The organism is Nocardia brasiliensis (assembly GCF_011801125.1).
Taxonomy (GTDB): domain Bacteria; phylum Actinomycetota; class Actinomycetes; order Mycobacteriales; family Mycobacteriaceae; genus Nocardia; species Nocardia brasiliensis_C.
The window spans coordinates 4,762,420-4,785,386 of record NZ_CP046171.1 but is presented as its reverse complement, the minus strand read 5'-3'; the positions used below and the strand labels follow the sequence as shown (position 1 = coordinate 4,785,386).

The window sequence follows — 22,967 nt, the reverse complement described above, 5'->3', positions numbered from 1 at the left end:
CCCAGTTCGGCGCGGGTAGCCGTCCGCTCAGGTGCGGGGACGTTCGAGCAGCCGGGACATCACGATGGAACTGCGGGTACGACCCACGCGCGCGTTCTCCCGGATCCGCTCGACGGTGACCTCGATCTCGGCCATGTCCGTCGCCATCACGTGCACCAGCGCGTCGGCCTCGCCCGCGATCGTCCACACGCCGACCACCTGCGGGATCGGTTCCAGGCTGCGGCGCAGCTCGGCGGGCGAGATGTTGTCGCGGTAGTAGACCTCCACGTAGGCCTCGGTCTTCCAGCCGAGGGCCGCGGGGTTCACCAGCGCGGTGAAGCCGGTGATCTGTTTGCTCGCCACCATCTTGTCGACGCGGCGCTTCACTGCGGGTGCGGTCAGGCCGACCGCGCTGCCGATCTCCTGGAACGAGGCGCGAGCCTGTCGGAGCAGGTGCTCCAGGATCCGCCGGTCGATGTCGTCCATGCCACACCCGTTTCCTCGCCGCACAATTATTCGACGTTCTAGGGCCGAAATGCGCAACGAATCGCTGTTTCTGGCGCAATAGTAGGCGAATTACGGTCATGTGAGCCGCAAGATCGCGCCGACCTACCGGGAGACACGTTGACTTCTGTAGCCACCCTCCGTGCCGAGTCCACCCCACGTCAGCCGTCGCCGCGACGGTTCGTCATGTGCCGGCCGGACCACTTCGAGGTCACCTACTGCATCAATCCGTGGATGGATCCGGACGCGCCGGTCGACCGTGCGCTCGCGCTGGATCAGTGGGAGCGCCTGCGCGCCACCTACCAGGAGTACGGGCACAAGATCGACGTGGTGCCCGGCGTACCGGGCCTGCCCGACATGGTCTTCGCCGCCAACGGTGGCCTGGTGATCGGCGACCGCGCGATGTCGGCCCGGTTCACCCACGCCGAGCGGGCCGCCGAGGGTCCGGCCTACCATCGCTGGTTCGCCCAGCACGGCCTGGCCGGACTGGTCGAGGCCGGGGAGCTCAACGAGGGCGAGGGCGACTTCCTGCTGGTCGGTGACAAGCTGCTGGCCGGTATGGGCTTTCGCAGCTCGCTCGCCGCGCATCAGGAAGTGGCACAGCACTTCTCGCGCGAGGTGGTGTCGCTCGAACTGGTCGACCCGCGCTTCTATCACCTCGACACCGTGCTGCTGCCGCTCGACGCCACCACCATCGCCTACTTCCCGCCCGCGTTCAGCGCCGCGAGTCAGGCCGTGCTCGCCGAACTCTTCCCCGGCGCCATCGTCGCCACCGACGCCGATGCCGAGGTGCTCGGATTGAACGGTGTCTGCGACGGTTTCAACGTGTTCCTCAGCGACAAGGCGGTCACGCTGATCGAGTCGCTGCGCGAGCGCGGCTTCAACCCGGTCGGCATCGACATGTCCGAACTGCTCAAGGCGGGCGGCAGCGTCAAGTGCTGCACGCTCGAGATCCACTAGGACCACCGGAATCGCACGGCCCATGGTCGCGGCCGCCACCGCGGCCATGGGTCGCCTGCGCCGGATGTGGCTGGGGCACGCGGTGATTCAGTCGACGCGGTAGCCGGATTCGGTGGCGACGATATCGGTGACCGCGCCGCGCGGACGTCCGCAGCGGCGCTCGCAGCCGGACCAGTGCTGGCGTCCGGTGACCGCAACGGCGGTCGCGTCCAGCAGTGGAAGGGGGCGGCGCGCAGGGGATTCCGGCGACGCGTCGTCGGCCGACGGTATTCGGTCGGCCACGGCCGGTCGAGTGCTCGCTGCCGGGAGCACTCGACCGGATGCCACCGCCTCGGTGACGTCCGCGCGGACATCGGTGTGCGCCTTGGCGCAACCGGGGCGACCGGCGCAGGCGCTCACCTCGAGCCAGGGGGAGTTGGCGTCGAAGATCAGGCCCATCGGGGCGAGCACGCGGACCACCTGCTCGGCCGCCCACTCGTCGAGATCGGCGAGTACCAGGCTGCGCCACGGGGTGAGCAGCACCGGACGTTCGACGGCGGCGAGGAATTCGGCGGTACGGGCGGGCAGCGAGCCGAGCCGCACCCCGGCGCCGAGACCGACCAGCCCGTTGTCCTGGTCGAGCCAGCCGATCGGAATGTCCTGGGCGGCGGTGAATTCCACCCGGTCCGCGCCGCGGCGCAGGCCGAGCCGCTCGGCCACCCGGTCCGCGCCGTCGACGATGTCGCGCAGCCGCCACTGCCCGGCGTCGTCGCCGTGCAGCTCGAGAAAGCCGTTGGCCGCCGCGAGCATGACATCCACCGCGTCGGCCGGGTGCAGCCGGATGCCGCTGTCCGCGCCCGCCAGGAGCAACGCGAATTCGTCCGCGTCCGTGGCATGGACGCCGATATCGCCGTGCAGCGGGCTGACATCGCCGCGCCCGTCATCGAGGGTGAACAGCACCCGGCCGGGCAAGTCGGCGAGCCTGGGCGCCGCGAGCAACCCGGCATCGAGGGCGGGCACGAAGCGGTGCACCTCGGCGATTCCGCCGATCCGGCCCGACAGCGGGGAGGCGACGATATTGCGCACCCGCTCGTGCGTCCGGCTCGGCAGCAGCCCCGCCGCGTCGAGCCGTTCGGTGAGCGCCGCCGCGTCCTGAATCCGCCGCAGCTGCACGTTTCCCCGTGACGTCAGCTCGATGTTCCCGTCGCCGAGGTCGTGCGCCGCCTCGGCCAGCGCCTGCAATTGCGCCGGCGTCACCCGCCCGCCGGGCACCCGCACCCGCGCCAGCGGCCCGTCCGCCGCCGCATGCAGCCGCAGCACCCCGGGACATGAATCCGGAACCCGTCGCGTCATAGTCCCTCAAGCCTACGAAACCACCCCACCCCCACACGACGGCACCGGACGACGAAACCCGCCGCCCGGTGCCACCGTCGATCCGGCTCTCTAGCGCAACGCCACCCGGGCACCCCCGGAGAACATCGAATCGTGGAATTCGATCGAGGCGGGCGTGGTGCCCTTCGGCACATCGAACACAACGATCACCCCGACTTTGTTTCCGGGATTGATCTCTGTGGTCAACTGTGGGTTCACCACCAGTTCCGCGGCGGTGTCGTTGGTGAACGAGCGCCCCTGGTCGTCGATCAGTTTCTGATTCTCGGCGAAATAGCTCTGCGGTGCGTTGCCGATATTGCTGACATCGACGCGCACCAGGATGAACTCTCCTTGTGCGTCCTGTTTCAAGAACTCGGAGTCACCCACGGAGGTGACCGGGGGATCGACACCGGTGACCAGGAAGGCGAACTTGCCGTCACGCACTTCCGTGCCCGCGGGTTCCGCGGTCGTGCGCTTGTCATCGATCTTCGATATCTCATTGCCGACCAACGCGAAGCAGCCCACGAAAAGCGCTGCGATCAGGACGAATACACCTAGTAATACCCACGGCCACACGCGTCGCCGCCGCGGCGGCGCATAGCCCGGTTGTCCGTACGGCGGCGGCGTGGCGCCCTGCCACGGCTGGGGTGTTTGTGGAGCGGTCAAAGCGGTTCCTTCCGAAATTGTCGCAGTGGTGTCGCCCCCTGCGACAGCTGTACTGACTACGTTCGACGCGCGTCGCTGATTCATAGCGGTTAGGCATTGATGTGCTACGGCTCACAGCTCGACGATTTCGAAATCGGGCGCTGACGGGCGCGGGTGCGTGGAAATTCGTTCGGGGGCGGCCCGGGGAGGTGATGAAGTGGCTGGCCGGACTTCGCGACAGAACTCGGCGGGCGTGGCCGCGGCGGCATCCGGCCGACCGGTTGCCCGGGACGGCGAAGGCGCACGTTTGCCGCGCTCAATGCGGGTGTACGGGAATGAACCTCGGTGCGTCGGGCGCTCCCGCGCGCGGTAGCATCCCATGGCTCGGCGGGTGACGAGGAAACCGGTGGAAATCCGGTGCGGTCGCGCCACTGTGAAAGCCAGACCCTCTGGGCTTGCCCACTCCGCCGGCTCCGCTGGCTGCCGACCCCGGCAGCGAGCAGCGAACACCCGATGGGCGCGTCACCCGAGGAAGGCTGCCACCTGTGATCCTGCTGCTGTCCACGTCCGATACCGATCTGCTCAGTGCCCGCGCCAGCGGGGCGGAGTATCGGTGGGGCAACCCCGCCCGGCTGCTGGTGGACGATCTGCCCGCGCTGCTCGACGGCGTCGAGCTGGTGATCGTGCGCATCCTCGGCGGCAAACGCGCGTGGGAGGACGGGCTCGCGGTGCTGCGCGAGAGCGGCGTGCCGATGGTGGCGCTCGGCGGCGAGATCGCGCCGGACGCGGAGCTGATGGAATGTTCGACGGTGCCCGGCGGTGTCGCCGCCGACGCGCACAACTACCTCGCCGCAGGCGGTGCGGCCAACCTGCGCCAGCTGCACAACTTCCTGTCCGACACGGTCCTGCTGACCGGTCACGGCTTCGAGCCGCCGGTGCAGTTGCCGAGTTGGGGTGTGCTGGAACGGACTCCGTACGTCGCGTTGTCCGCGGACGCGCCGACCGTCGCGGTGATCTATTACCGCGCACAGCATCTGGCCGGGAACACCGGATATATCGATGCCCTGTGCCAGGCGATCGAGAACACGGGTGCGCGCCCGCTGCCGCTGTACTGCGCGTCGCTGCGCACCGCCGAACCGGAGCTGCTCGCGACCCTGCGGCAGGCCGACGCCCTGGTGGTGACGGTGCTGGCCGCGGGCGGCACCAAGCCGGCCACCGCCTCGGCCGGCGGCGAGGACGAGGCCTGGGATGTGGGCGCGCTCGCCGACCTGGACGTGCCCATCCTGCAGGGCTTGTGCCTGACCAGCGGACGCGAGCAGTGGGCGGCCAACGACGACGGTCTTTCCCCGCTGGATGTCGCGACCCAGGTCGCGGTGCCCGAGTTCGACGGGCGGATCATCACGGTTCCGTTCTCGTTCAAGGAGTTCGACGCCGACGGTCTGTCCACCTACGTCCCCGACGCTGAGCGCGCGGCCAGGGTCGCCGGTATCGCGGTGCGTTACGCGCGGCTGCGCCACATTCCGGCCGCCCGCAAGCGCGTCGCCCTGATGCTCTCCGCGTACCCGACCAAGCACGCTCGCATCGGTAACGCGGTCGGTCTGGACACCCCGGCCAGCGCCATCCGCCTGCTCACCGAAATGCGCGCGGCCGGTTACGATCTCGGCGCACCCGGGGAGATCCCCGGCCTCGAGGAGCAGGACGGCGACGCGCTCATCCACGCGCTGATCGCCGCGGGCGGGCAGGATCCGGACTGGTTGACTGCCGAACAGTTGGCGGGCAACCCGATCCGGATCAGTGCCGCCACCTACGCCACCTGGTTCGACACGCTGCCCGACGATCTGCGCGCCGCGGTGATCGAGGCGTGGGGCCCGCCGCCGGGCGAGCTGTACGTGGACCGCTCGGCCGACCCGAACGGCGAGATCGTCATCGCCGCATTGCGGTTCGGTAACGTGGCGCTGATGGTGCAGCCGCCGCGCGGCTTCGGCGAGAATCCGGTCGCCATCTATCACGACCCCGACCTGCCGCCCAGCCACCACTATCTCGCGGCCTACCAGTGGCTGCGCGCGGAAACGGGTTTCGGCGCCGACGCGATGGTGCACCTCGGCAAGCACGGCAACCTGGAGTGGCTGCCGGGCAAGACGCTCGGCATGTCCGCCTCCTGCGGCACCGATGCCGCGCTCGGCGACCTGCCGTTGATCTATCCGTTCCTGGTGAACGATCCCGGCGAAGGCACGCAGGCCAAGCGCCGGGCGCACGCGACGCTGGTCGACCACCTGATCCCGCCGATGGCGCGGGCCGAAAGCTACGGCGACATCTCGCGTTTGGAGCAGCTGCTCGACGAGCACGCCAACATCTCCACCCTCGACCCGGCGAAGCTGCCCGCCATCCGCCAGCAGATCTGGACACTGATGCGCGCCGCGAAGATGGACCACGATCTCGGCCTGGCCGAACGCCCGGACGAGGACGTCTTCGACGACATGCTGCTGCACGTCGACGGCTGGCTGTGCGAGATCAAGGATGTGCAGATCCGCGACGGCCTGCACATCCTCGGTCAGGCGCCGGCGGGGGAGAGCGAAGTGGACCTGGTGCTGGCCATGCTGCGCGCCCGCCAGCTCTGGGGCGGCGAGCGCAATGTGCCCGGCCTGCGCGAAGCGTTGGGGCTCGACGAATCCGGTACCGAGGCGCGCGTGCGCGTCGATGTGGTGGAGGAGCAGGCCCGCGGCCTGGTCGCCGCGCTGCAGGCCGCCGACTGGTCCCCGGACGCGGTCGACCGGATCGTCGACGAGTTCGGCGCGGCACTGCTCGCGGCCGCAGGCCCGCGCGCCGACACCGAATTGAACGCCGTGCGTGCGGTATTGCGTTTCGCCGCCACCGAAGTCGTTCCGCGCCTGCGGCAGACCGGCGTGGAGGTCGAGCGGGTACTGCACGCGTTGAACGGTGGTTTCATCCCGGCCGGCCCCAGCGGATCGCCGCTGCGCGGCCTGATCAACGTGCTGCCGACGGGCCGCAACTTCTACTCGGTCGACCCGAAGGCGGTGCCCTCGCGGCTGGCTTGGGAAACCGGTCAGGCCATGGCGGATTCGCTGCTGGCCCGATACCTGGCCGATCACGGCGAGTACCCGCGTTCGGTGGGCCTTTCGGTGTGGGGCACCTCCGCGATGCGCACCTCCGGCGACGATATCGCCGAAGTCCTTGCGCTGCTGGGGGTGCGGCCGGTGTGGGACGAGGCGAGTCGCCGGGTCACCACCCTGGAGGTGATCTCGCTCGACGAATTGGCCCGTCCGCGTATCGATGTCACGGTCCGCATCAGCGGCTTCTTCCGCGACGCGTTCCCGCACGTGCTGGCACTGCTTGACGACGCGGTGCGACTGGTCGCCGAGCTCGACGAGCCCGCCGACGCCAATTACGTGCGCGCCCACGCCGCCGCGGATCTGGCCGAGCACGGCGACGCCCGTCGCGCCACCACCCGCATCTTCGGTTCCAAGCCGGGCACCTACGGCGCGGGCCTGCTGCAACTGATCGATGCCAAGAGCTGGCGCACCGACGACGATCTCGCGCAGGTCTACACCACCTGGGGCGGCTACGCCTACGGCCGCGATCTGGACGGCGCGCCTGCCGCCGACGACATGCGCACCGCGTATCGCCGAATCGCGGTGGCCGCCAAGAACACCGACACCCGTGAGCACGATATCGCCGATTCCGACGACTACTTCCAGTTCCACGGCGGCATGGTGGCCACGGTCCGCGCGCTGACCGGGCAGAACCCGGAGGCCTACATCGGTGACAGCACCCGCCCGGACGCGGTGCGCACCCGCACGCTGTCCGAGGAGACCTCCCGGGTGTTCCGCGCCCGCGTGGTCAACCCGCGCTGGCTGGAGGCGATGCGCAGGCACGGCTACAAGGGCGCGTTCGAGATGGCCGCCACGGTCGACTACCTGTTCGGCTACGACGCCACCACGAACGTGGTCGCCGACTGGATGTACGAGAAGCTCGCGGAGAGCTACGTTTTCGACGACGTGAACCGCAAGTTCATGGAGCAGTCCAACCCGTGGGCGCTGCACGGCATTGCCGAGCGGCTGCTGGAGGCGGCCGAACGGGACTTGTGGGAGCGACCGGAGCAGGCGACACTGGATCGGTTGCGGCAGGTCTATTTGGAGACCGAAGGCGAATTGGAGTAGGCGGGAAAATCAACCCCCCAATTCTCGGGGGAATTCGAAATCGCTGATCTTGCAATGTAATTCGATCGGCTGCCCGCTCTCGACAACGTCATTGCCGAGGGCGCATGATCGATGGTGTTCCACGGCGGTTTTCCGGGGGAACGCCAATCGAACCGGCTAGCTGATTGGAAAGCCTTATGAATATCAGGAAATTCGTAGCGACCGCGGCCATCACCATTGCCGCGACCGGTATCGCCGCGGCCACCGCGCACGGTGAAGTGCAGGTGGCCGACGCGATCACCGGCGTCGATCACGGGGTGGCGTACACCGCCTCGGTCGCGCCGGATCACTCGAGCGCGACGGTCACCCTCGCCTCCGGCAAGTTCGTGCTGACGCCCGATCAGGGCATCTCCGTCGTGGCGCCGGACGGCGCGCTCGTGGCGACCGTGCCGACCACGCTGCAGTCGGTGTCGGGGCAGCAGGTTCGGGTGGCGCCGCAAGTCGACGCCGGTGCAACCACTTTGACGCTGACGCCGGTCGGGGCCGCGGTCCCGGAGCCGGGCGCGCCGCAGTTCATCGGTGACGCGGGCACCACGGTGGCAGGCGTGTTGATCGGTTGTGCGATCGGCGCTTTGATCGGGCTGATCTTCGTGATTATCGGTGCGATCCCGGGCTGCGTTATCGGTGGCATCATCGGCGGTATCGCGGGAGCCAACCAGCCCTAGCGGGTAATGACGGTATGGTCGAACCCGGCCGCGCCCGGCAGAACGTGCCGGCGCGGTCGGGTTTCACATTTTCGGCGAGTTACGAATCACGCTGCGCCGGAGTTTGCTTCGGCAGCGCCGCCCTGCGGAATCGCTCGGCGGTCGCCAGCAGCTGTTCGACGAGTTCGGGACCGTCGAGCACCTCGAAATCCACGTCGGCCAAGCCGAGGTAGTGCGCCAGCAGCTGCGGGGTGTCCGAACCCGCCCGCAGCACACAGTGATCCGGCCCGTCCGGGGTGACCGACACCGCGGGCGGCAGCTTCGCCCTGATCACCGGCGCCGGCGCGGCCATCCGCACGGTCGCGTGGTAGCGCCAGGCGGCCGACCCGACGCCGCGCCGCACCCGTTCGGCCAGTTCCGCCTCCGACATCTCGCGCGCGGTGAACCGGGCACCGTTTGGCGTCTTCGGCGTGATCCGGTCCACCCGGAAGGTGCGCCAGTCGGTGCGGTCGGGATCCCAGGCGACCAGATACCACCGCCCGCGCCAGTGCACCAACCGATGCGGCTCCACCTCGCGCCGCGACAGCGCGCCGGAATACGCCGCGTAGTCGAAGCGCAGCCGCTCACCGGCGCGGATGGCGCCCGCCACGGCGGTGAGCACCGCCGCGTCGACGGTGTCGCGCTGGAACTCCGGCGCGTGCACGGTGGCCGAGGTGAGCGTCGCGACCCGGTTTCGCAGCCGCGCGGGCAGCACCTGTTGCAGCTTCACCAACGCGCGGACCGAGGTCTCCTCGATGCCGGTGACCGCGCCGTTGGCGGCGGTGGCCAGTCCGACCGCGACCGCGACGGCCTCCTCGTCGTCGAGCAGCAGCGGCGGCAGCGCGGAACCCGCGCCGAGCCGGTATCCGCCCGCGACACCGGGCGTCGCGTGCACCGGATAACCGAGGGTCCGCAGGCGTTCGACATCGGTGCGGATGGTGCGGGTGGACACGCCGAGCCGCTCGGCGAGCGCGGGGCCGGTCCAATCGCGACGCAGTTGCAGCAGCGAGAGCAGCCGGAGCAGGCGTGCGGAGGTCTCCAACATCGGTCGATCATCCCAGTAATCGAGGAAGACCGCCTTCCGCGATCAGGCGCCGACGACCGCGTTCATGATCGTGCCCGCGCTCGTGGCGACCACCCCGCCGATCATCGCGCCCGCGATCATCTTCGGCGACTCGAGCGCACCGCCCTGCCACTTCTCCCAGGCGAATCGTCCACCGGCGAAGGTGATTCCGCAGACACCGGACAGCAACACCAGCCAGGTGAGGTAGCGGACCATCTGCAGGATCTTGTCCGAGACCGGCGGCGCTTCCGGTGTCGGATTGCCGATCTGGGCGAGGAGGGCGTCGTGCACAGCGATGATGACCATGAATACGCTCGCTTCGGGTCGACGTGCCAGCGGGATCCGGTGGCACGGGCGCGTTGTCTGGGGAATAGCCATGCTTGTACCGGACAGTATGTGCGGCCCTGACGATTTCGTGGAGCGTACGGCGGAACCTGTCGGGAATGTCCGATCAGGGCGTTATGGAGCGAGCGACCCGGAAACCGACATCGTCGAGCCGCAGACTCGGGTGGCTGCGGCGGCGCACGCCCGCCCGGCAGCTCCAGTGCTCGTCGAACCAGCCGCCGCCGCGCAGCACCCGGTAGGCGCCGTAGACCTCGGCGTCGTAGACGTCCCAGCACCAGTCCCAGGTGTTGCCGAGCATGTCGAACAGACCGAACGCGTTGGGGCGTCTCCCGCCGACCTCGTGCATCCGGTCATCGGAATTGCCGCGGTACCAAGCGATATCGTCGAGCGGGCCGTACCGGGGGCCGGTGCTGCCCGCGCGGCAGGCGTACTCCCATTCGGCCTCGCTCGGCAGCCGATAGCCCGCGGCGGTGGTGTCCCACTCGATGTCGTCGTCCCCGCCGATGCGGTAGGCGGGTCGCAGGCCCGCGCGCTCGGACATCGCGTTGCAGCAGCGCACGGCGTCCCACCAGGAGACGCCGTCGACCGGCCTGCGCTCGCCCGGCGCGCTGCTCGGCCGCTCGCCGGTGATCAGCGCATACCGTTCCTGGGTGATCGGGACCGCGCCGATCCGGAAAGTCGCGATGTCGACGGTCCAACTGCGCTGGGTGCGCCGATCGGCCAGCCGCACCGTGCCCGCGGGGACCGTGATCAGCGCGTCCGGGTCCACCCGCAGGTCAGGCACGCAGCTCGGGGATCGCCGCGTCGCGTTCCAGCTCCGGCTCGACCTGATGCGGGAAGACGAACTTGCGCATGGCCCACCAGCGGAACACGGTGGCGAGCAGGGTGCCGATGATCGTCGCGCTGATGAAGTCGGCGATGTTCTCGGTGACCACCGACACGTGCGGCGCCCGGAGCTGGAAGATGTAGCTCGACACCGCGAGCGGCAGCTGGTTGATCACCATGCCGATGCCCGCGACCACGAAGAACAGCGCCGCCTCGTGCCGTCGCTCGTGGCCGCCGCGTGCGGTGAACGCCCACTCGCGGTTCAGCACATAGGACACTACCGTCGCGATCAGGACCGCGACCATGTTGGCGGTAACCGGCTTCCCATGTAGGACGGTCCATTTCAGCCCGAAGAACAGCACCGAGGTGGTGACGAAGGCGATCGCTCCGACGGTCAGAAACTTCAGCAGCTCGGCGTTGCGCACGAACGCGGACAGCATTCGGCTCGGCACGCGGGCGGCGACAATCTGGGCCAAGAACATCGGGCCAGGTTAGCCGAGTGCGGGCGGGCCGCCGTCACCGCCGCCCGGTTCTCGGTTCTCAGGTGAGTGCGATTGCGGTAGAACGGATCTCGTGTTTCGGAGGGGCACAGTATGAAAACGATCGCGCCTCGCCGTTATCTTTCCGTGACATCCTCTCGTGCGCCTCTTTGCTATTTTCCCTGGTCAGGGCGGTTTGCATCGTCAATGCAGATGCACATGCGCCGCTGGTCACAGTCGCACTCGCGCTCGGTGCGCCGAATGCCCGCAAATGTGAGAGTGTCTTGTATCGAGGCCGGGGCCCAGAGGAAAGTAGCTCGGACACCGGTCGGCACAACCACGAGGGGCCTCAGCTGGCGGCTGCGGCCCCTTGTTGTGTAGTAGGGGTGCTGAGGTGTTGGGCCGCACTGATATTCGAGATCGTGCTCGATGTCGACCGGGCGCGCGGCTGGGCGGGCGAAGCGTCGGTCGAGGATTCCGGGTTCGGGGCGGGCGCGCGGCGCTGCTCGGAATCGGTGGGCGATATGAGCGGCGTGCGGCTCCGGTTCGGTGCCGGCGGATGGGCTGTGCCGATTTCGGTGTGCGCCAAGGTGTCTCGGTGCGTCAGTCGGGGACGACCGGACCATTGATCTCCACGATGGCGTCGTTGAGGTCGATGACCGCGGCGACCCGCTGTCCCCAGGGGCGGGTGGTCGGAGCCAGCGCGCTGCGCGCGCCCGCGTCGACCGCCCGGCGGTAGGCCTCGTCCACGTCGTCGGCTTCGAGCAGCACCCGGAACCCGTCCGCGGGGCGGGGTTCGCTGTAGTCGTCGATCTTGCGCCGGTGCTCGACGCTGAGATAGGGCGTGCTCGGCCCTTGCGACCAGCCGCCGCGGCCGAGCACCACGAAGGAGCCGTCGCCGTCGGCGAACACCTGTCCGAGACCGAAGGCCGCCTCGTAGAAGGCCACCGTCGCGTCCACGTCATCTACCAGCAACGCCAACCCGCCGAAATGCATGTCGACTCCTCGGATGCCCGCAGCCATTTGGAAAGGTAAATTACCGCATGATGCCGCTCGGTGCTTCCTAGAATTTCTGTGACCTTGGCGACCGTTCGGTAGCTTAGGCTTCGTGCAGGTCGAGCGCCATCTCTACCTCGATCATGGTCGCGTCCCGCGGCATGGCCCTGCGCTGTCCGGTCCGCTGGAAGCCGTGTCGCCGGTAGAGCCGTTCGGCCGGTGCGTTGCTGTCCAGCACCCAGAGGGTGATTCGGCGATGGCCCTCGCCGCGGGCCCACTCGAGCACGGTGCGCACCAGCTCGTCCCCGACACCCAGCCCACGGGCGTCCGGCGCCACCCACAGCGAGACCAGCGTCGGTGTCTCGGCGTCCGGCTCCAACCGCCCACCCGCGATCCCGACCGCCTTGCCGTCGCGCGCGGTGGCGAACACCGCCTGCACGGAAAGCTTGTGCCGCCACTCGATTTCGGTGCGCCGCGCCGCCTGCGCGTGCGTGAGGTTCGCGGAGTACGGCGCGTCGAGCAGCCCGGCCAACTGCACGTCACGAAAGAGCCGCCAGTCCGCGGCATCCAGCCGCCGTGTATCGGTCACCGCTGCATGCTCGATCATGCACGCAAGTCCCGCAACATATTTGCGGTCGACGGTGGTTCGAAACGCGCGGTTCGGGGCAGTAGCGGATGCTCGGCGGTCCAGGGGCTACGTTCATCGGAACTTTCGGAGGCGTGGGCCCTGAGAGCGGCAGGTGCTGGTGTCTCTTGACGGCGGATATCGGCGTACTCCTGCGTCCGGCGGTGTGGTGCGAGATCTGCTGGCATCAAAGAGATTTGACATCATCGGCGAGCGTGTCCGCGGCGTAGTCGGAATGCGCCGACCTACTGGGGGCTATAGGGTGCTGACGGTTGGGGCGGTCGGCACCGGTTGATGCGATGCGGGTCCCGGAACGCCGAGTGGAGGAGAACCGATGAGTACGCGGCTCACCATCTACAGCGTGAGCCTCGAGAACGTGCGGACGTGGGTTCGGCAGCCAGGAGCCGGCGTGCTGGAGGAGAGCCGACGGCGAGCGATCGCCATGGACGCGCAGAACAGGGGAATCGGATCGCCGTCCGTGGTGGAGGCTGTCGACGACATCTTCGGTGACCGCCCCAAGAACCCGGGCGCCGGGGACGCCTACGCCCAGGTGTGGCAGGACGTGATCGAGTACGGCGAGTCGACCCGCTTCGACCTCGGGCCGCTGCGGTGGGGCTGGCGGTATCTGGAAGAAGCGAGTGCGGAGCTCGAGGCCGCCGGCGTGCCCCGGGAACTCACGCCATTGAGTTTCGTCTTCGACAACCCCTTCAGTGCGCCCCAGGCCGGCAACGCGCCGGTCGTCGGGCATGTGGCGGCCCAACGAGTGCCGGAGTTGCGCGAGGTCTACGGCGCGGTCACTGTCGGGACGGAGACGGCCGCTCTGGTAAGCGTCCTGCTCGACGCTGCGGACGAGACCTTGCACTTCAACGCGTTCGCCCTGAGCTTCGATAGGCCATGGCCGCGGCAAGATCTGGTGACCTTCTACGGCTGAGTGGTGGTCGTCGCCCTCGAACTCCTGAATGATCATCGAGGAGAGCGGCACCGACTCCTCTGCTGAATCTCAGCCAGCTGACAGGATTTCTTGGAACCCGAACCTCAACGGTCCGAGCGCAATTCACGAGAGCGGCACATCTTCGGTGCGGCCCTTGGTTGGTGCGGGCAGGCTGAACATCAAGGCCCACATCAGGATCAGGGCACCGCCTACCCACCACAGGACGCCGGCGAAGGCGGCGCGGGTGAGCGTGGCGCCGCCGTCGGCGGTGGCGAAGAACAGCGGGCCGGTCAGTGCGATGCCGACGGCGTAGCCGAGCTGTAGCGCGGTGTTGAACAGGCCCGAGGCCGCACCTGCGCTCTCGTTCGGGACCTCGGCCAGGGTCAGGTCGGCGACGGGGCCGCCGATCGTGCCGAGACCGAACCCGAGCAGCAGCACCGGAACCGCCATGACGAGCAAGGACCCCTCGGGGTGCCCGCCGATCTGGAACCCGTAGGCCGTGACCGCGGCAAGGCTGATCAGCGCGCCGAACTGCGGTACGCGGCGCGCGAAACGTCCCGCGGTCTTGGTCGCGGTCATCGCGCCCGTCACCTCACCGACGGCGAGCAGTGCCCGCGGTCAGCCACTGCGGCACGCCCGATCCGGCGCCGAGCGACCGCTGCAGCGTCGGCATCGCGGTCAGGACGACCGAATCATCGAGGATGTTCATGAGCTCGCCGGTCAACAGGACCGCGAGGGCGATCTTGGCCGCCGTCGACATCGGCGATGAGGCGTTGTTCGAGGGCTCAGGGGTGTGCTCGGGTTCGTGGCCGAGCGTGGAGGAACTCACGGCAGGACTCCTGGTGCGGGAATCGGGGAGCTCGCCGCCGGCCACACCGGACTCGCATGAACACGAAACCCGGGCAGTCGGCAGAGCTGCACCCGGGAATGACAGTTGGGTGACGCGACTCAGACCAGCGCGACGTCCGCCCCCGCACACGTCCAGCACTCAGGACATGGGGGCACACGGACGGCTACTCGGCCTGGGATATACGTCACCACCTCGTTTCCACTACAGAAGTTCGCGCCCGCACACGTGCGGGACTTGACCACAGTACGCCGCTCCCCCGGATCCACGCACCGCAGATATCCCGTCGAGATCGCTGGTTACGCCCGGACACATTCGACGAGTTGGCGCCTTGCTGAGAATTCCGAAGAATCCGAGAAGAGGGCTTGATCGCGGAAGAAACTCTTCCGCAAGGGGTTGGAGAGTGGTTCTCATGACGAACACAGCGATCCATCCCTTCCGTATCGACATTCCGCAGACCGAAGTGGATGAGCTGCGCAGGCGGTTGCGGGAGGTGCGGGTGCCGGAGGTGGTGGCGGGGACCGAGGACGATTGGGGGCGGGGGATCGCGCCGCGGTATCTGGCGGAGTTGGCGGCGTATTGGCGCGACGAATTCGATTGGCGGGCACAGGAAGCGAAGCTGAACGCGTTCGATCAGTTCACGACGGAGATCGACGGGCAGACGATTCACTTCGTCCATGTGCGCTCGGCGGCGGAAGGGGCGGTGCCGCTGTTGATTACGCACGGGTATCCCGGTTCGGTGGTCGAATTCCTCGATGTGCTGGGGCCTTTGACGGATCCGGCGGCACACGGGGGTGACCCGGCGGACGCGTTCCATGTCGTGATTGCGTCGCTGCCGGGGTTCGGGTTCTCCATGCCGCTGGCCTCGACCGGGTGGGAGTTGGCCCGGACGGCCGACGCGTTCGCCGAGCTGATGACCCGGCTCGGGTACGACAGGTTCGTGGCGCAGGGCGGTGATGTCGGCGCGGGCGTGACCTCCCGGCTGGCGGCCGTCTATCCGGAGCGGGTGATCGCGACCCACGTGAACAGCGACCAGGGCATGCTGGGGCTGGTCGGGGAGCAGTTGCCGATGCCGGACGGGCTGAGCGCGGACGATCTCGCCGCGATCGAGCAGGCCCGGGCGAGCTGGGCGGAGCAGAAGGGATATCTGGTCCTGCAATCCACGCAGCCGAACGCGATCGCGGCGGCGCTGACGGATTCGCCGATCGCGCAGCTGGCATGGATCGCGGAGAAGCTCCAGACGTGGACCGATCCGGCGCTGCCCCTCGGCGAACGCGTCGACCGTGACCTGATGCTGACCAACATCAGCATCTACTGGTTCACCCGCAGTGGCGCATCGGCCGCCCAATTCCTTTGGGAATCGGCGCATTCGGGCATGGCGTGGGCGGCGCCCTCCGATGTGCCGCAGGGGTGGGCGATCTTCGGCACCAGCCCGTTGATGCGCCGGGTGATGAACCCCGGCGGCCACCTCGAGCACTTCACCGAATACACCGCGGGCGGCCACTTCCCGGCCTTGGAACAGCCCAAATTGTTCCTCGACGACGTCCGCGCCTTCTTCCGCAGACGCCGCGGCTGACCGGCAGGCGGGGCGACCCAGCGCGCCCCGCCTACGTCTCGGGGCGTAGGCGGGGGCGAGTCCTGGGACGGATGGCGGGGTGGGGTCGGCGATCTACGTTTTTCGTATGACTTGGAATGAGCTGGGTACGAGCAAATTCGTGCTGTTGACCACTTATAAGAAGGACGGGACGCCGGTCGGCACGCCGGTGTGGGTCGCCGCGGACGGGGATCGTCTCGTGGTGTGGACGAATCCGAAGACGTGGAAGGTCAAGCGGATTCGGCGCAATCCCGAGGTGACGTTGCGGCGGTGCGATGCGCGGGGACGGCCTGCGGACGACGAGGTGTACACCGGTACCGCCACGGTGCTCGATGCGGACGGCACGCAGCGGGTGCGCGAACTCGTCGGCCGTGCGTACGGGGTGATCGGCACCCTGGTCATCACGCTGCACAAGCTGTTTCGCGGCGCGGACGGCTCGGTCGGCCTCGCGATCACGCGCACGCCGTGACCATCGGGCCGTTGGCAGCGGAACAGCGGACTGCTCAGGCCGTTTCGGCGAGACCTGCGGCGCGCCAGGTGTCCGCGAGGTCCTGTAATGGCAGCTCGAGCACCATGCTCAACGCGACGACGGTGCCGAAGGCGGGGGAGGGGAGTCGTCCGGTCTCGATCTTGCGCAGGGTTTCCGGCGAAATGCCCGCTGCCCGAGCGACTTCGGTGAGATCGCGGGACGCGCGAGCGGTGCGCAGGGCGGCGCCGAGGCGGCGGCCCGCGTCGATCTGCGCGGGCGTCAACGGAAGGCGGACCATGGAAGGCAGGCTAGCTTCGGTATTTAAATACCGCAAGCCCGTCGGTGTGTGGTATTAAAATACCGTCGATCTATGGGTATTTTAATACCGAAAGGGTTCTCTCATGGTGGAGCTGAAGACGCGGGACGAAATCGCCCGGATGCGGGTGACCGGGCAGTTCGTCGCCGAAGTGCTGGCGCAGTTGCGGGCGCTGGCCGAGGTCGGGGTGAATCTGCTCGAGCTGGAGGCGCACGTGCGCGAGCAGATCCGGCGGCGCGGCGCGCAATCCTGCTACTGGGACTACGCGCCCTCCTTCGGTCGCGGGCCGTTCCGCAATACCGTCTGTCTGTCGGTGAACGACGCTGTGCTGCACGGACTTCCGTTCGACTATCGGCTGCGGGACGGAGACGTGCTGACCATGGACCTCGCCGTCGGCATCGACGGCTGGGTGGCCGACGCGGCGACGACGATCGTGGTCGGCACGCCCGACGAGGCAGACCTGCGGCTGATCCGGGCCACCGAGGACGCCCTCGTCGCCGCGATCGCGGTCGCGCGGCCCGGCAATCGCATCGGCGACATCTCCGCCGCCATCGCCGCGGTGGCGCGCGACTACGGCTACCCGGTGAATACCGAATTCGGTGGTCACGGGCTCGGGCGCACCATGCACGAGGACCCGCACGTGGCCAATCACGGTCGCGCGGGTCGCGGCTATCGGCTGCGCCCCGGCCTCGTCATCGCGATCGAACCCTGGTTCGCGCGCACCACCGACCGCATCGTCACCGATCCCGACGGCTGGACGCTGCGCTCGGCCGACGGTTCGCGCACCGCGCACTCCGAACACACTGTCGCGATCACCGAAACCGGGCCGCAGGTGCTCACCCTTGCCGCCTGAGTTCGCGCGAAAAGGCGAGTGGCACAGGACCGCTCGCCCCGTCGAGACCTAGTCCGCCTGGTCCAGCCACTCCGCGAGCTCATCGGCGATCTTCAGCTGCGCCGCGATCTCCGCGCGTTCCTCGGCCGCGAGGTCGAGTGCGGTGATCCGCGCGCGGAGCTCGTCGGCGCGCGCCGGATCTCCCATGGCCACCGCCAATTCGGTGAGTTCGGCCAGCGCGCGGGCCTTGTCGAGCGTCGATGCCGTCGCGTCGAACCGGCGCAGCCCCGCCTCCAGCGTCTTGCGTGCGGCCTCGTCGTCCTCCTTGGAGAAGCGCAGGATGCGGGCGTTGTCCAGAACTCGTTGCAGCCCTTGGAGTTCGCGTGAGCCGCCGTACTCGAATTCGGGCTCGCCGCGCTGGATATAGGTGACGCTGTTGCCGCCGGGGTCGAGCACGGTGAATCTGGTCTGCCCCGGACGGAATCGGCTGATCCGGGGCACGCCGCGCGCGGGAATCCGGCCGTAGTGCGCGCGCAGAGCTTTGCTGAACGCGGCGTGCAGCTCGGCCACCTCGTCGACCATGACCAGGCAGCCCATCTGGGACTCGCCTACCTCCCGCTTGTCCTTCTTGTCTCGATAGAAGTGCAGCTCGTAGCCGTTGCGCTGCACCGAGAGGTACACGTACGGGCTGTGTTGCTCCCAGGTCACCTGGTAGCCGAGTGCGCGATAGAACTCGAGCGTTTCGGCGGAGTTACCGCCCCACAGCACCGGCACGGCCGTGTCGCCCATAAAGCCTCCAAGCTTGGTAATCAATTTTGACTAGCCCAGGTTAGGGCCGCTTCGCGAGGGAAGTCAAACTTGACTACTATGGGAAATTCCGATCTGAAGGAGGTGCGCTGATGTCGGCCGTGCGGCTGTTGGTGCTGGGGGTGATGCGGCTGCGTCAGCCGACGTACGGCTATGCCGTGCGCCGTGAACTGCTGTCCTGGCGCGCTGAGACCTGGACGAATGTGAAGCCGGGCTCGATCTATCACGCGCTGAAGCAGCTGACCCAGGAGGGAAAGCTGAGCGCGTACGGCACCGAGGACAGCAGCGAAGGGCCGGGCCGCACGCTGTTCCAGCTGACCGACGCGGGCGAGGCGGAGTTCCGCAAGCTGATGGACGAGGCGCTGGTCAGCGTCGACATGGAGGAACTCGGCGCGGGCATCGCGTTCATGGACGCGCTGCCACGGGAGCACGTCCTGGCGAAGCTGCGGGAACAGCGCCGCCGCAGCGAGGAGGTGCGCACCGGCCTGCTCGCGATGATCCCGGACTTTCCCACCCGCCACGAACCGCCGCACTCGACCGACCTGCTGGAACTGTGGAGCGGCGTCTTCGGGAACCTCGCGCGGTGGACCGACGGGCTGGTGGCCAGGATCGAGGCGGGCGAGTACCGAATGCCCGATTGAGCCGGATCGGATTACGCTGCCCTTCATGACGAACACGCTGGGGGCCGTCGGCAAGGCCGATTACGTCCTGCTGACCACGTTCCGCAAGGACGGCACGCCCGTCGGCACCGCGGTGTGGGCGGTCGCGGACGGGGACAAACTCTACGTGTGGACGGTGACCGACAGCTGGAAGGTGAAGCGGCTCCGGCGCAATCCGGCGGTCACCGTGCAGCCGTGCAGCGTGGCGGGCAAGCCGCGGGGCGAGATCGTCGAGGGCACCGGGCGCGTCCTCGACCAGGAGGGCACCGAGCGCGTGCGCAAACTCCTGATGCGCAAGTACTGGCTGATGGGCCCGATCACCATCCTCGGCAGCAACCTGCGCCGCGGCAAGAAGGGCACCATCGGCATCGAGATCACGTTTCCCTGAACGCGTCCCGCGCCCACGGCCGGGGGACAGCCCCGGCCGTGCACAGCGGGTCGGTCAGGTTGCCTGACTTACCGAGGACATGTGGAAGTCGGGAATACGCAACGGCGGCATGGCCGTTCGGGTGAACCAGTCCTTCCACTCCCTGGGCAGGGTGATCTCAGTGGCGCCCGCCTCGGTGGCCCGGCGCAGCAGATCCAGCGGGCTCTCGTTGAACCGGAAGTTGTTGACCGCGGCCGTGACCTCGCCGTTCTCGACGAGATAGACACCGTCCCTGGTGAGCCCGGTGAGTAGCAGACTCGCCGGATCGACCTCGCGGATGTACCACAGCGTGGTGAGCAGCAGGCCGCGTTCGGTGCGCGCGATCATCTCGTCCAGCGTCGCCGCGGAACCGCCGGTGAGCAGCAGGTTGCCCGCGGGAACCGTGGCGGTGGCGTCGAATTCGGCCGCGGTGGCGCGCGGATAGATCAGCGATTCGATGACGCCATCGCGGATCCAATCCACCCGCTCGGCGCTCAGTCCGTTGTCGAACACCGACATCGCCTGCGACGACGCGGAAGTCGCGACGAACGGACGATATTCGAGCCCCGCCGCCCTCGGGTCGGAGTAGAGCGTCAGCGGAATGTCGGTGAGCCGCTCGCCGATTCGGGTGCCGCCCGCGCGGGAGAACGCGGTGTGCCCCTCGTGCGCGCCGCGGCCCTCCATCTCCCAGTGCAGGTAGATCATCATGTCGGCGACGGTGGCGGGTGGCATCAGGGTTTCGTAACGGCCCGCGGGCAATTCGACCTTGCGTCCCGCCCAGCCGAGGCGGCGGGACAACTCGCCGAGCAGGCCGGGGACGTCGACATCGGTGAAGTCCGCGGTGCCGACCCCGACCCAGGCGCTGGCGAGATCGGTACCGGTGCCGCGCTTTCCGTTGATCTCCACCGAACCGGTCGGCTGGGTGAACCGGCGCCGCAGCCCGGTCGAGGTGCCGAGCCAGGTGGTGTGCACGGTGTGGTGCGCGAAGCCGTACAGCCGGTCCGCGCCGTCGAAGCCGACGGACAGGTCGCGGGCCAGGTCGGTGAACACCTCGATGCCGGTGCTCCCGGCCGGATCGGCCCAGTCGTCGGCCGGCTTGCCCGAATCCAGCAGCGGCATCGCGTCTTCGGCGGGCGCGGCGGCGCGGGCCGCCTCCTCGCTGCGGCGCACCACGGACTCGAGCTCGGCCGGGTCGACGCTGGTCGAGCCGATGGTGCCGACCCGCGCGGACCGGGGACCGTCGCGGAAGATCGAGATCACCGCCCAGCTCCTGGAGATCGATGACCCGTTCGTGGTCATCGAATTGCCTGCCCAGCGCAGCGACGCGTCGTGCGCGTCGGTGACGATCACCATCGCCTCGTCGGCGCGGGACAGTGCGAGCGCGCGCTCGACGACCTCGCCCGCGGCGATCACGGTCTGCTGGCTCACTGGCCCGCCTCCGTCCGGGTGTTGAGAATGTTGATGCCGCGCACCAGGACCGACGGGCAGCCGTGGCTCACCGCGGCGACCTGGCCGGGCTGGGCCTTGCCGCAGTTGAACGCGCCGCCGAGCCGCCAGGTGGACGGTCCGCCGACCGCCTCCATCGCACCCCAGAAGTCGGTGGTGGTGGCCTGGTAGGCGACATCGCGGAGCTGGCCGTCGAGCTTGCCGTCGCGAATGCGGAAGAACCGCTGACCGGTGAACTGGAAGTTGTAGCGCTGCATGTCGATCGACCACGACTTGTCGCCGACGATGTAGATGCCGTCGCGCACCCGCGAGATCAGCTCCTCGGTGCTGGTGTCGCGCTCTGGGTCCGGCTGCAACGAGACATTGGCCATCCGCTGGATCGGCACATGGTGCGCGGAGTCCGCGTAGGAGCAGCCGTTGGAGCGGGTCAGGCCGAGCCGCGGCGCGAACACGCGGTCGAGTTGGTAGCCGACGAGCACGCCGTCGCGGACCAGATCCCAGCGCTGCCCGGCCACGCCCTCGTCGTCGTAGCCGACGCTGGCCAGGCCGTGCTCCTCGGTGCGGTCACCGGTGACGTGCATGATCGGGGTGCCGTATTTCAGGGTGCCGAGCTTGTCGGGGGTGGCGAACGAGGTGCCCGCGTAGGCGGATTCGTAGCCGATCGCGCGGTCGTACTCGGTGGCGTGGCCGATGGACTCGTGAATGGTGAGCCACAGGTTGGTCGGGTCGATCACCAGATCGGTCGGGCCGGGCGTGACGGTCGGCGCCTTCACCTTCTCGGCCAGCCAGGACGGGATCTCGGCCAGTTCGCCCGACCAGTCCCAGGCGCCGTCGGCGCCGGTGACGTACTCCCAGCCGCGGCCGACCGGCGGCGCCAGCGTGCGCATGGTCTCGAAGACGCCCGCCGCCGAATCGACCGTGGTCGCCTCGAACTGCGGATGCAGCCGGACCCGCTGCTGGGTGATCGTGGAGCCCGCGGTGTCGGCGTAGAAGGTCTGCTCCTTCACCTGCAATACGTACGCGGTGACGTGGTCGACGCCGTCGGCGCCGGACAGTCGCTCCGAATAGTCCTGCAGCAGCGCGACCTTGTCGGTGGTCGGCACGGTGAACGGGTCCACGTCGTAGGCCGAGACCCAGCGCACGTCGGAGTAGATCGGCTCGTCGGCGAGTTCGACCCGCTCGCGGTTCAACGCGCGCAACGTCGTGGCGACGGTCACCGCGGTGCGTGCGACCTCGGCGGCGGTCGCGGTGCTCAGCGCGGCGTGCGAGGCGAAACCCCACGTGCCGTCGACGATCACGCGGACCGCGAAGCCGAGTTCGATGTCGTCGGTGACCGCCTCGACGCGCCCGTCCCGCAGCCGGATCGTCTGCGTCACCAACCGGTGCACGCGCAGGTCGGCGTGCTGGGCGCCGGCCGCGCGCGCCGCGCTCAACGCGGCGTCGGCGAGTGCGGCCAGCGGCAGGGCGAGGAACTCTGCGTCCACATCCTTGGAAGTCGCGATGCTCACCAGACCAACCTAGTCGCCCGCACCCGTCCGCGCGTTCGCGACCCGGCACGCCACGCCAACATGCATCGACTGCGGACGTGCACGGCGCGCAGACCGGCACCGGCTGAAATATTCAGCACCGCACCAAGACCGGCCGGCCCCGGCCCGGCAGGGCGGCCCGCGCCGGTGGTCGCGTGCGGGTCCACTTCGGCGGTTGCGTGCGGGTCCACTTCGGTGGTCGCGTGCGGGTCCACTTCGGCGGTTGCGTGCGGGTCCACTCCGGTGGTCGCGTGCGGGTCCACTCCGGTGGTCGCGCGCGGGTCCACTCCGGTGGTCGCGCGCGGGTCCACTCCGGTGGTCGCGCGCGGGACCGCACCAATGCTTCTCGGCGAACCCCCACAGGATACGAACGAACCCGCCATAGAGTAGGGCCGAGCGACCCGACCGCGCGCCGGACACGCCGCACCGCACCATCGCTGGATACGAGCGGCGTCAGACGCTG

The 22,967-nt window shown here is 68.7% G+C and carries 24 protein-coding genes; 9 read left to right on the top strand and 15 right to left on the bottom strand.

Annotated features, from left to right (window positions below; all coding sequences use genetic code 11):
• Positions 1–27: 27 nt before the first annotated feature.
• On the bottom strand, positions 28–465 hold the full coding sequence (locus F5X71_RS21530; protein ID WP_167463676.1) for an Lrp/AsnC family transcriptional regulator: 438 nt from the start codon (positions 463–465) through the stop codon (positions 28–30).
• Between the two features lie 138 nt (positions 466–603).
• Here F5X71_RS21530 and ddaH point away from each other — a divergent pair, with 138 nt between their 5' ends.
• Positions 604–1,443: a dimethylargininase gene (ddaH, locus tag F5X71_RS21525; RefSeq protein ID WP_342803735.1), complete on the top strand. Its 840-nt coding sequence runs from the start codon at positions 604–606 to the stop codon at positions 1,441–1,443.
• An 87-nt stretch (positions 1,444–1,530) separates the two neighbouring features.
• On the opposite strand, the gene F5X71_RS21520 is transcribed toward ddaH, so the two are convergent.
• On the bottom strand, positions 1,531–2,775 hold the full coding sequence (locus F5X71_RS21520; protein WP_167463675.1) for a nitrite/sulfite reductase: 1,245 nt from the start codon (positions 2,773–2,775) through the stop codon (positions 1,531–1,533).
• A 90-nt stretch (positions 2,776–2,865) separates the two neighbouring features.
• Entirely contained in the window at positions 2,866–3,543 is a 678-nt protein-coding gene (locus F5X71_RS21515; protein ID WP_238815383.1) for a DUF4352 domain-containing protein, read from the bottom strand.
• Positions 3,544–3,983: 440 nt separating this feature from the next.
• On the opposite strand from F5X71_RS21515, the gene cobN reads away from it, so the two are divergent.
• Both cobN and F5X71_RS21505 read left to right on the top strand, forming a co-directional pair.
• The gene (gene cobN, locus F5X71_RS21510) at positions 3,984–7,616 is read left to right on the top strand and encodes a cobaltochelatase subunit CobN (RefSeq protein WP_167463674.1); all 3,633 of its coding nucleotides are present in this window, start codon (positions 3,984–3,986) and stop codon (positions 7,614–7,616) included.
• A 176-nt stretch (positions 7,617–7,792) separates the two neighbouring features.
• Entirely contained in the window at positions 7,793–8,320 is a 528-nt protein-coding gene (locus tag F5X71_RS21505) for a hypothetical protein (protein ID WP_167463673.1), read from the top strand.
• 79 nt (positions 8,321–8,399) lie between these two features.
• On the opposite strand, the gene F5X71_RS21500 is transcribed toward F5X71_RS21505, so the two are convergent.
• The 6 genes from F5X71_RS21500 to F5X71_RS21475 all read right to left on the bottom strand — a co-directional run bounded on the left by F5X71_RS21500 (position 8,400) and on the right by F5X71_RS21475 (position 12,635).
• The gene (locus tag F5X71_RS21500) at positions 8,400–9,383 is read right to left on the bottom strand and encodes a helix-turn-helix transcriptional regulator (protein ID WP_167463672.1); all 984 of its coding nucleotides are present in this window, start codon (positions 9,381–9,383) and stop codon (positions 8,400–8,402) included.
• A gap of 42 nt (positions 9,384–9,425) precedes the next feature.
• The gene (locus tag F5X71_RS21495; RefSeq protein ID WP_167463671.1) at positions 9,426–9,707 is read right to left on the bottom strand and encodes a hypothetical protein; all 282 of its coding nucleotides are present in this window, start codon (positions 9,705–9,707) and stop codon (positions 9,426–9,428) included.
• Positions 9,708–9,852: 145 nt separating this feature from the next.
• Positions 9,853–10,500 (bottom strand): SUMF1/EgtB/PvdO family nonheme iron enzyme, encoded by a 648-nt coding sequence (locus F5X71_RS21490; RefSeq protein WP_203218366.1) that lies wholly within the window; start codon positions 10,498–10,500, stop codon positions 9,853–9,855.
• A gap of 22 nt (positions 10,501–10,522) precedes the next feature.
• A complete protein-coding gene (locus tag F5X71_RS21485; RefSeq protein ID WP_167463669.1) occupies positions 10,523–11,053 on the bottom strand; it encodes a GtrA family protein in 531 nt (176 codons plus the stop codon).
• Between the two features lie 600 nt (positions 11,054–11,653).
• Positions 11,654–12,046, bottom strand: coding sequence for a VOC family protein (locus F5X71_RS21480; protein ID WP_167463668.1), 393 nt, complete (start codon positions 12,044–12,046; stop codon positions 11,654–11,656).
• Positions 12,047–12,149: 103 nt separating this feature from the next.
• The gene (locus tag F5X71_RS21475; protein WP_167463667.1) at positions 12,150–12,635 is read right to left on the bottom strand and encodes a GNAT family N-acetyltransferase; all 486 of its coding nucleotides are present in this window, start codon (positions 12,633–12,635) and stop codon (positions 12,150–12,152) included.
• A 370-nt stretch (positions 12,636–13,005) separates the two neighbouring features.
• Here F5X71_RS21475 and F5X71_RS21470 point away from each other — a divergent pair, with 370 nt between their 5' ends.
• Positions 13,006–13,602, top strand: a complete 597-nt coding sequence (locus tag F5X71_RS21470; protein ID WP_167463666.1) for a DUF7691 family protein — start codon at positions 13,006–13,008, stop codon at positions 13,600–13,602.
• A 123-nt stretch (positions 13,603–13,725) separates the two neighbouring features.
• Here F5X71_RS21470 and F5X71_RS21465 read toward each other — a convergent pair whose 3' ends face one another.
• Together F5X71_RS21465 and F5X71_RS21460 are read right to left on the bottom strand one after the other, a co-directional pair.
• Entirely contained in the window at positions 13,726–14,181 is a 456-nt protein-coding gene (locus F5X71_RS21465; protein ID WP_167463665.1) for an MFS transporter, read from the bottom strand.
• A 13-nt stretch (positions 14,182–14,194) separates the two neighbouring features.
• Positions 14,195–14,431, bottom strand: a complete 237-nt coding sequence (locus F5X71_RS21460) for a multidrug efflux MFS transporter (RefSeq protein WP_167463664.1) — start codon at positions 14,429–14,431, stop codon at positions 14,195–14,197.
• Between the two features lie 430 nt (positions 14,432–14,861).
• Between F5X71_RS21460 and F5X71_RS21455 the strand changes: the two genes are divergently transcribed.
• Entirely contained in the window at positions 14,862–16,025 is a 1,164-nt protein-coding gene (locus tag F5X71_RS21455) for an epoxide hydrolase family protein (RefSeq protein WP_174817111.1), read from the top strand.
• Positions 16,026–16,131: 106 nt separating this feature from the next.
• Positions 16,132–16,512, top strand: a complete 381-nt coding sequence (locus F5X71_RS21450) for a PPOX class F420-dependent oxidoreductase (protein ID WP_167463662.1) — start codon at positions 16,132–16,134, stop codon at positions 16,510–16,512.
• 34 nt (positions 16,513–16,546) lie between these two features.
• Here F5X71_RS21450 and F5X71_RS21445 read toward each other — a convergent pair whose 3' ends face one another.
• On the bottom strand, positions 16,547–16,810 hold the full coding sequence (locus F5X71_RS21445; protein WP_167463661.1) for a helix-turn-helix transcriptional regulator: 264 nt from the start codon (positions 16,808–16,810) through the stop codon (positions 16,547–16,549).
• Positions 16,811–16,913: 103 nt separating this feature from the next.
• Here F5X71_RS21445 and map point away from each other — a divergent pair, with 103 nt between their 5' ends.
• Positions 16,914–17,681 carry a type I methionyl aminopeptidase gene (map, locus tag F5X71_RS21440; protein ID WP_167463660.1) on the top strand — a complete coding sequence of 256 codons (768 nt, stop codon included), beginning with the start codon at positions 16,914–16,916 and terminating at the stop codon, positions 17,679–17,681.
• Between the two features lie 48 nt (positions 17,682–17,729).
• Here the strand turns inward: map and F5X71_RS21435 are convergent, their stop codons facing one another.
• Positions 17,730–18,449 (bottom strand): glyoxalase, encoded by a 720-nt coding sequence (locus tag F5X71_RS21435; protein WP_167463659.1) that lies wholly within the window; start codon positions 18,447–18,449, stop codon positions 17,730–17,732.
• A gap of 110 nt (positions 18,450–18,559) precedes the next feature.
• Here F5X71_RS21435 and F5X71_RS21430 point away from each other — a divergent pair, with 110 nt between their 5' ends.
• Complete coding sequence (locus F5X71_RS21430; protein ID WP_167463658.1) at positions 18,560–19,108, top strand: PadR family transcriptional regulator; 549 nt, start codon at positions 18,560–18,562, stop codon at positions 19,106–19,108.
• A gap of 25 nt (positions 19,109–19,133) precedes the next feature.
• Entirely contained in the window at positions 19,134–19,514 is a 381-nt protein-coding gene (locus F5X71_RS21425) for a PPOX class F420-dependent oxidoreductase (RefSeq protein WP_167463657.1), read from the top strand.
• 54 nt (positions 19,515–19,568) lie between these two features.
• Here F5X71_RS21425 and F5X71_RS21420 read toward each other — a convergent pair whose 3' ends face one another.
• Positions 19,569–20,945, bottom strand: a complete 1,377-nt coding sequence (locus tag F5X71_RS21420) for a metallopeptidase TldD-related protein (protein WP_167466620.1) — start codon at positions 20,943–20,945, stop codon at positions 19,569–19,571.
• Between the two features lie 11 nt (positions 20,946–20,956).
• Complete coding sequence (locus F5X71_RS21415; RefSeq protein WP_167463656.1) at positions 20,957–22,486, bottom strand: TldD/PmbA family protein; 1,530 nt, start codon at positions 22,484–22,486, stop codon at positions 20,957–20,959.
• Positions 22,487–22,967: the final 481 nt, after the last annotated feature.

What these genes read in the sequence shown, in the direction of transcription:
- F5X71_RS21515 (WP_238815383.1), bottom strand. Translation starts at nt 3,543, where the DNA reads ATGAATCAGCGACGCGCGTCGAACGTAGTCAGTACAGCTGTCGCAGGG.
- F5X71_RS21505 (WP_167463673.1), top strand. Translation starts at nt 7,793, where the DNA reads ATGAATATCAGGAAATTCGTAGCGACCGCGGCCATCACCATTGCCGCG.
- map (WP_167463660.1), top strand. Translation starts at nt 16,914, where the DNA reads ATGGTGGAGCTGAAGACGCGGGACGAAATCGCCCGGATGCGGGTGACC.
- F5X71_RS21495 (WP_167463671.1), bottom strand. Translation starts at nt 9,707, where the DNA reads ATGGTCATCATCGCTGTGCACGACGCCCTCCTCGCCCAGATCGGCAAT.
- F5X71_RS21520 (WP_167463675.1), bottom strand. Translation starts at nt 2,775, where the DNA reads ATGACGCGACGGGTTCCGGATTCATGTCCCGGGGTGCTGCGGCTGCAT.
- F5X71_RS21500 (WP_167463672.1), bottom strand. Translation starts at nt 9,383, where the DNA reads ATGTTGGAGACCTCCGCACGCCTGCTCCGGCTGCTCTCGCTGCTGCAA.
- F5X71_RS21455 (WP_174817111.1), top strand. Translation starts at nt 14,862, where the DNA reads ATGACGAACACAGCGATCCATCCCTTCCGTATCGACATTCCGCAGACC.
- F5X71_RS21465 (WP_167463665.1), bottom strand. Translation starts at nt 14,181, where the DNA reads ATGACCGCGACCAAGACCGCGGGACGTTTCGCGCGCCGCGTACCGCAG.
- F5X71_RS21430 (WP_167463658.1), top strand. Translation starts at nt 18,560, where the DNA reads ATGTCGGCCGTGCGGCTGTTGGTGCTGGGGGTGATGCGGCTGCGTCAG.
- F5X71_RS21485 (WP_167463669.1), bottom strand. Translation starts at nt 11,053, where the DNA reads ATGTTCTTGGCCCAGATTGTCGCCGCCCGCGTGCCGAGCCGAATGCTG.
- F5X71_RS21530 (WP_167463676.1), bottom strand. Translation starts at nt 465, where the DNA reads ATGGACGACATCGACCGGCGGATCCTGGAGCACCTGCTCCGACAGGCT.
- F5X71_RS21480 (WP_167463668.1), bottom strand. Translation starts at nt 12,046, where the DNA reads ATGCATTTCGGCGGGTTGGCGTTGCTGGTAGATGACGTGGACGCGACG.
- F5X71_RS21445 (WP_167463661.1), bottom strand. Translation starts at nt 16,810, where the DNA reads ATGGTCCGCCTTCCGTTGACGCCCGCGCAGATCGACGCGGGCCGCCGC.
- F5X71_RS21435 (WP_167463659.1), bottom strand. Translation starts at nt 18,449, where the DNA reads ATGGGCGACACGGCCGTGCCGGTGCTGTGGGGCGGTAACTCCGCCGAA.
- F5X71_RS21470 (WP_167463666.1), top strand. Translation starts at nt 13,006, where the DNA reads ATGAGTACGCGGCTCACCATCTACAGCGTGAGCCTCGAGAACGTGCGG.
- F5X71_RS21450 (WP_167463662.1), top strand. Translation starts at nt 16,132, where the DNA reads ATGACTTGGAATGAGCTGGGTACGAGCAAATTCGTGCTGTTGACCACT.
- F5X71_RS21425 (WP_167463657.1), top strand. Translation starts at nt 19,134, where the DNA reads ATGACGAACACGCTGGGGGCCGTCGGCAAGGCCGATTACGTCCTGCTG.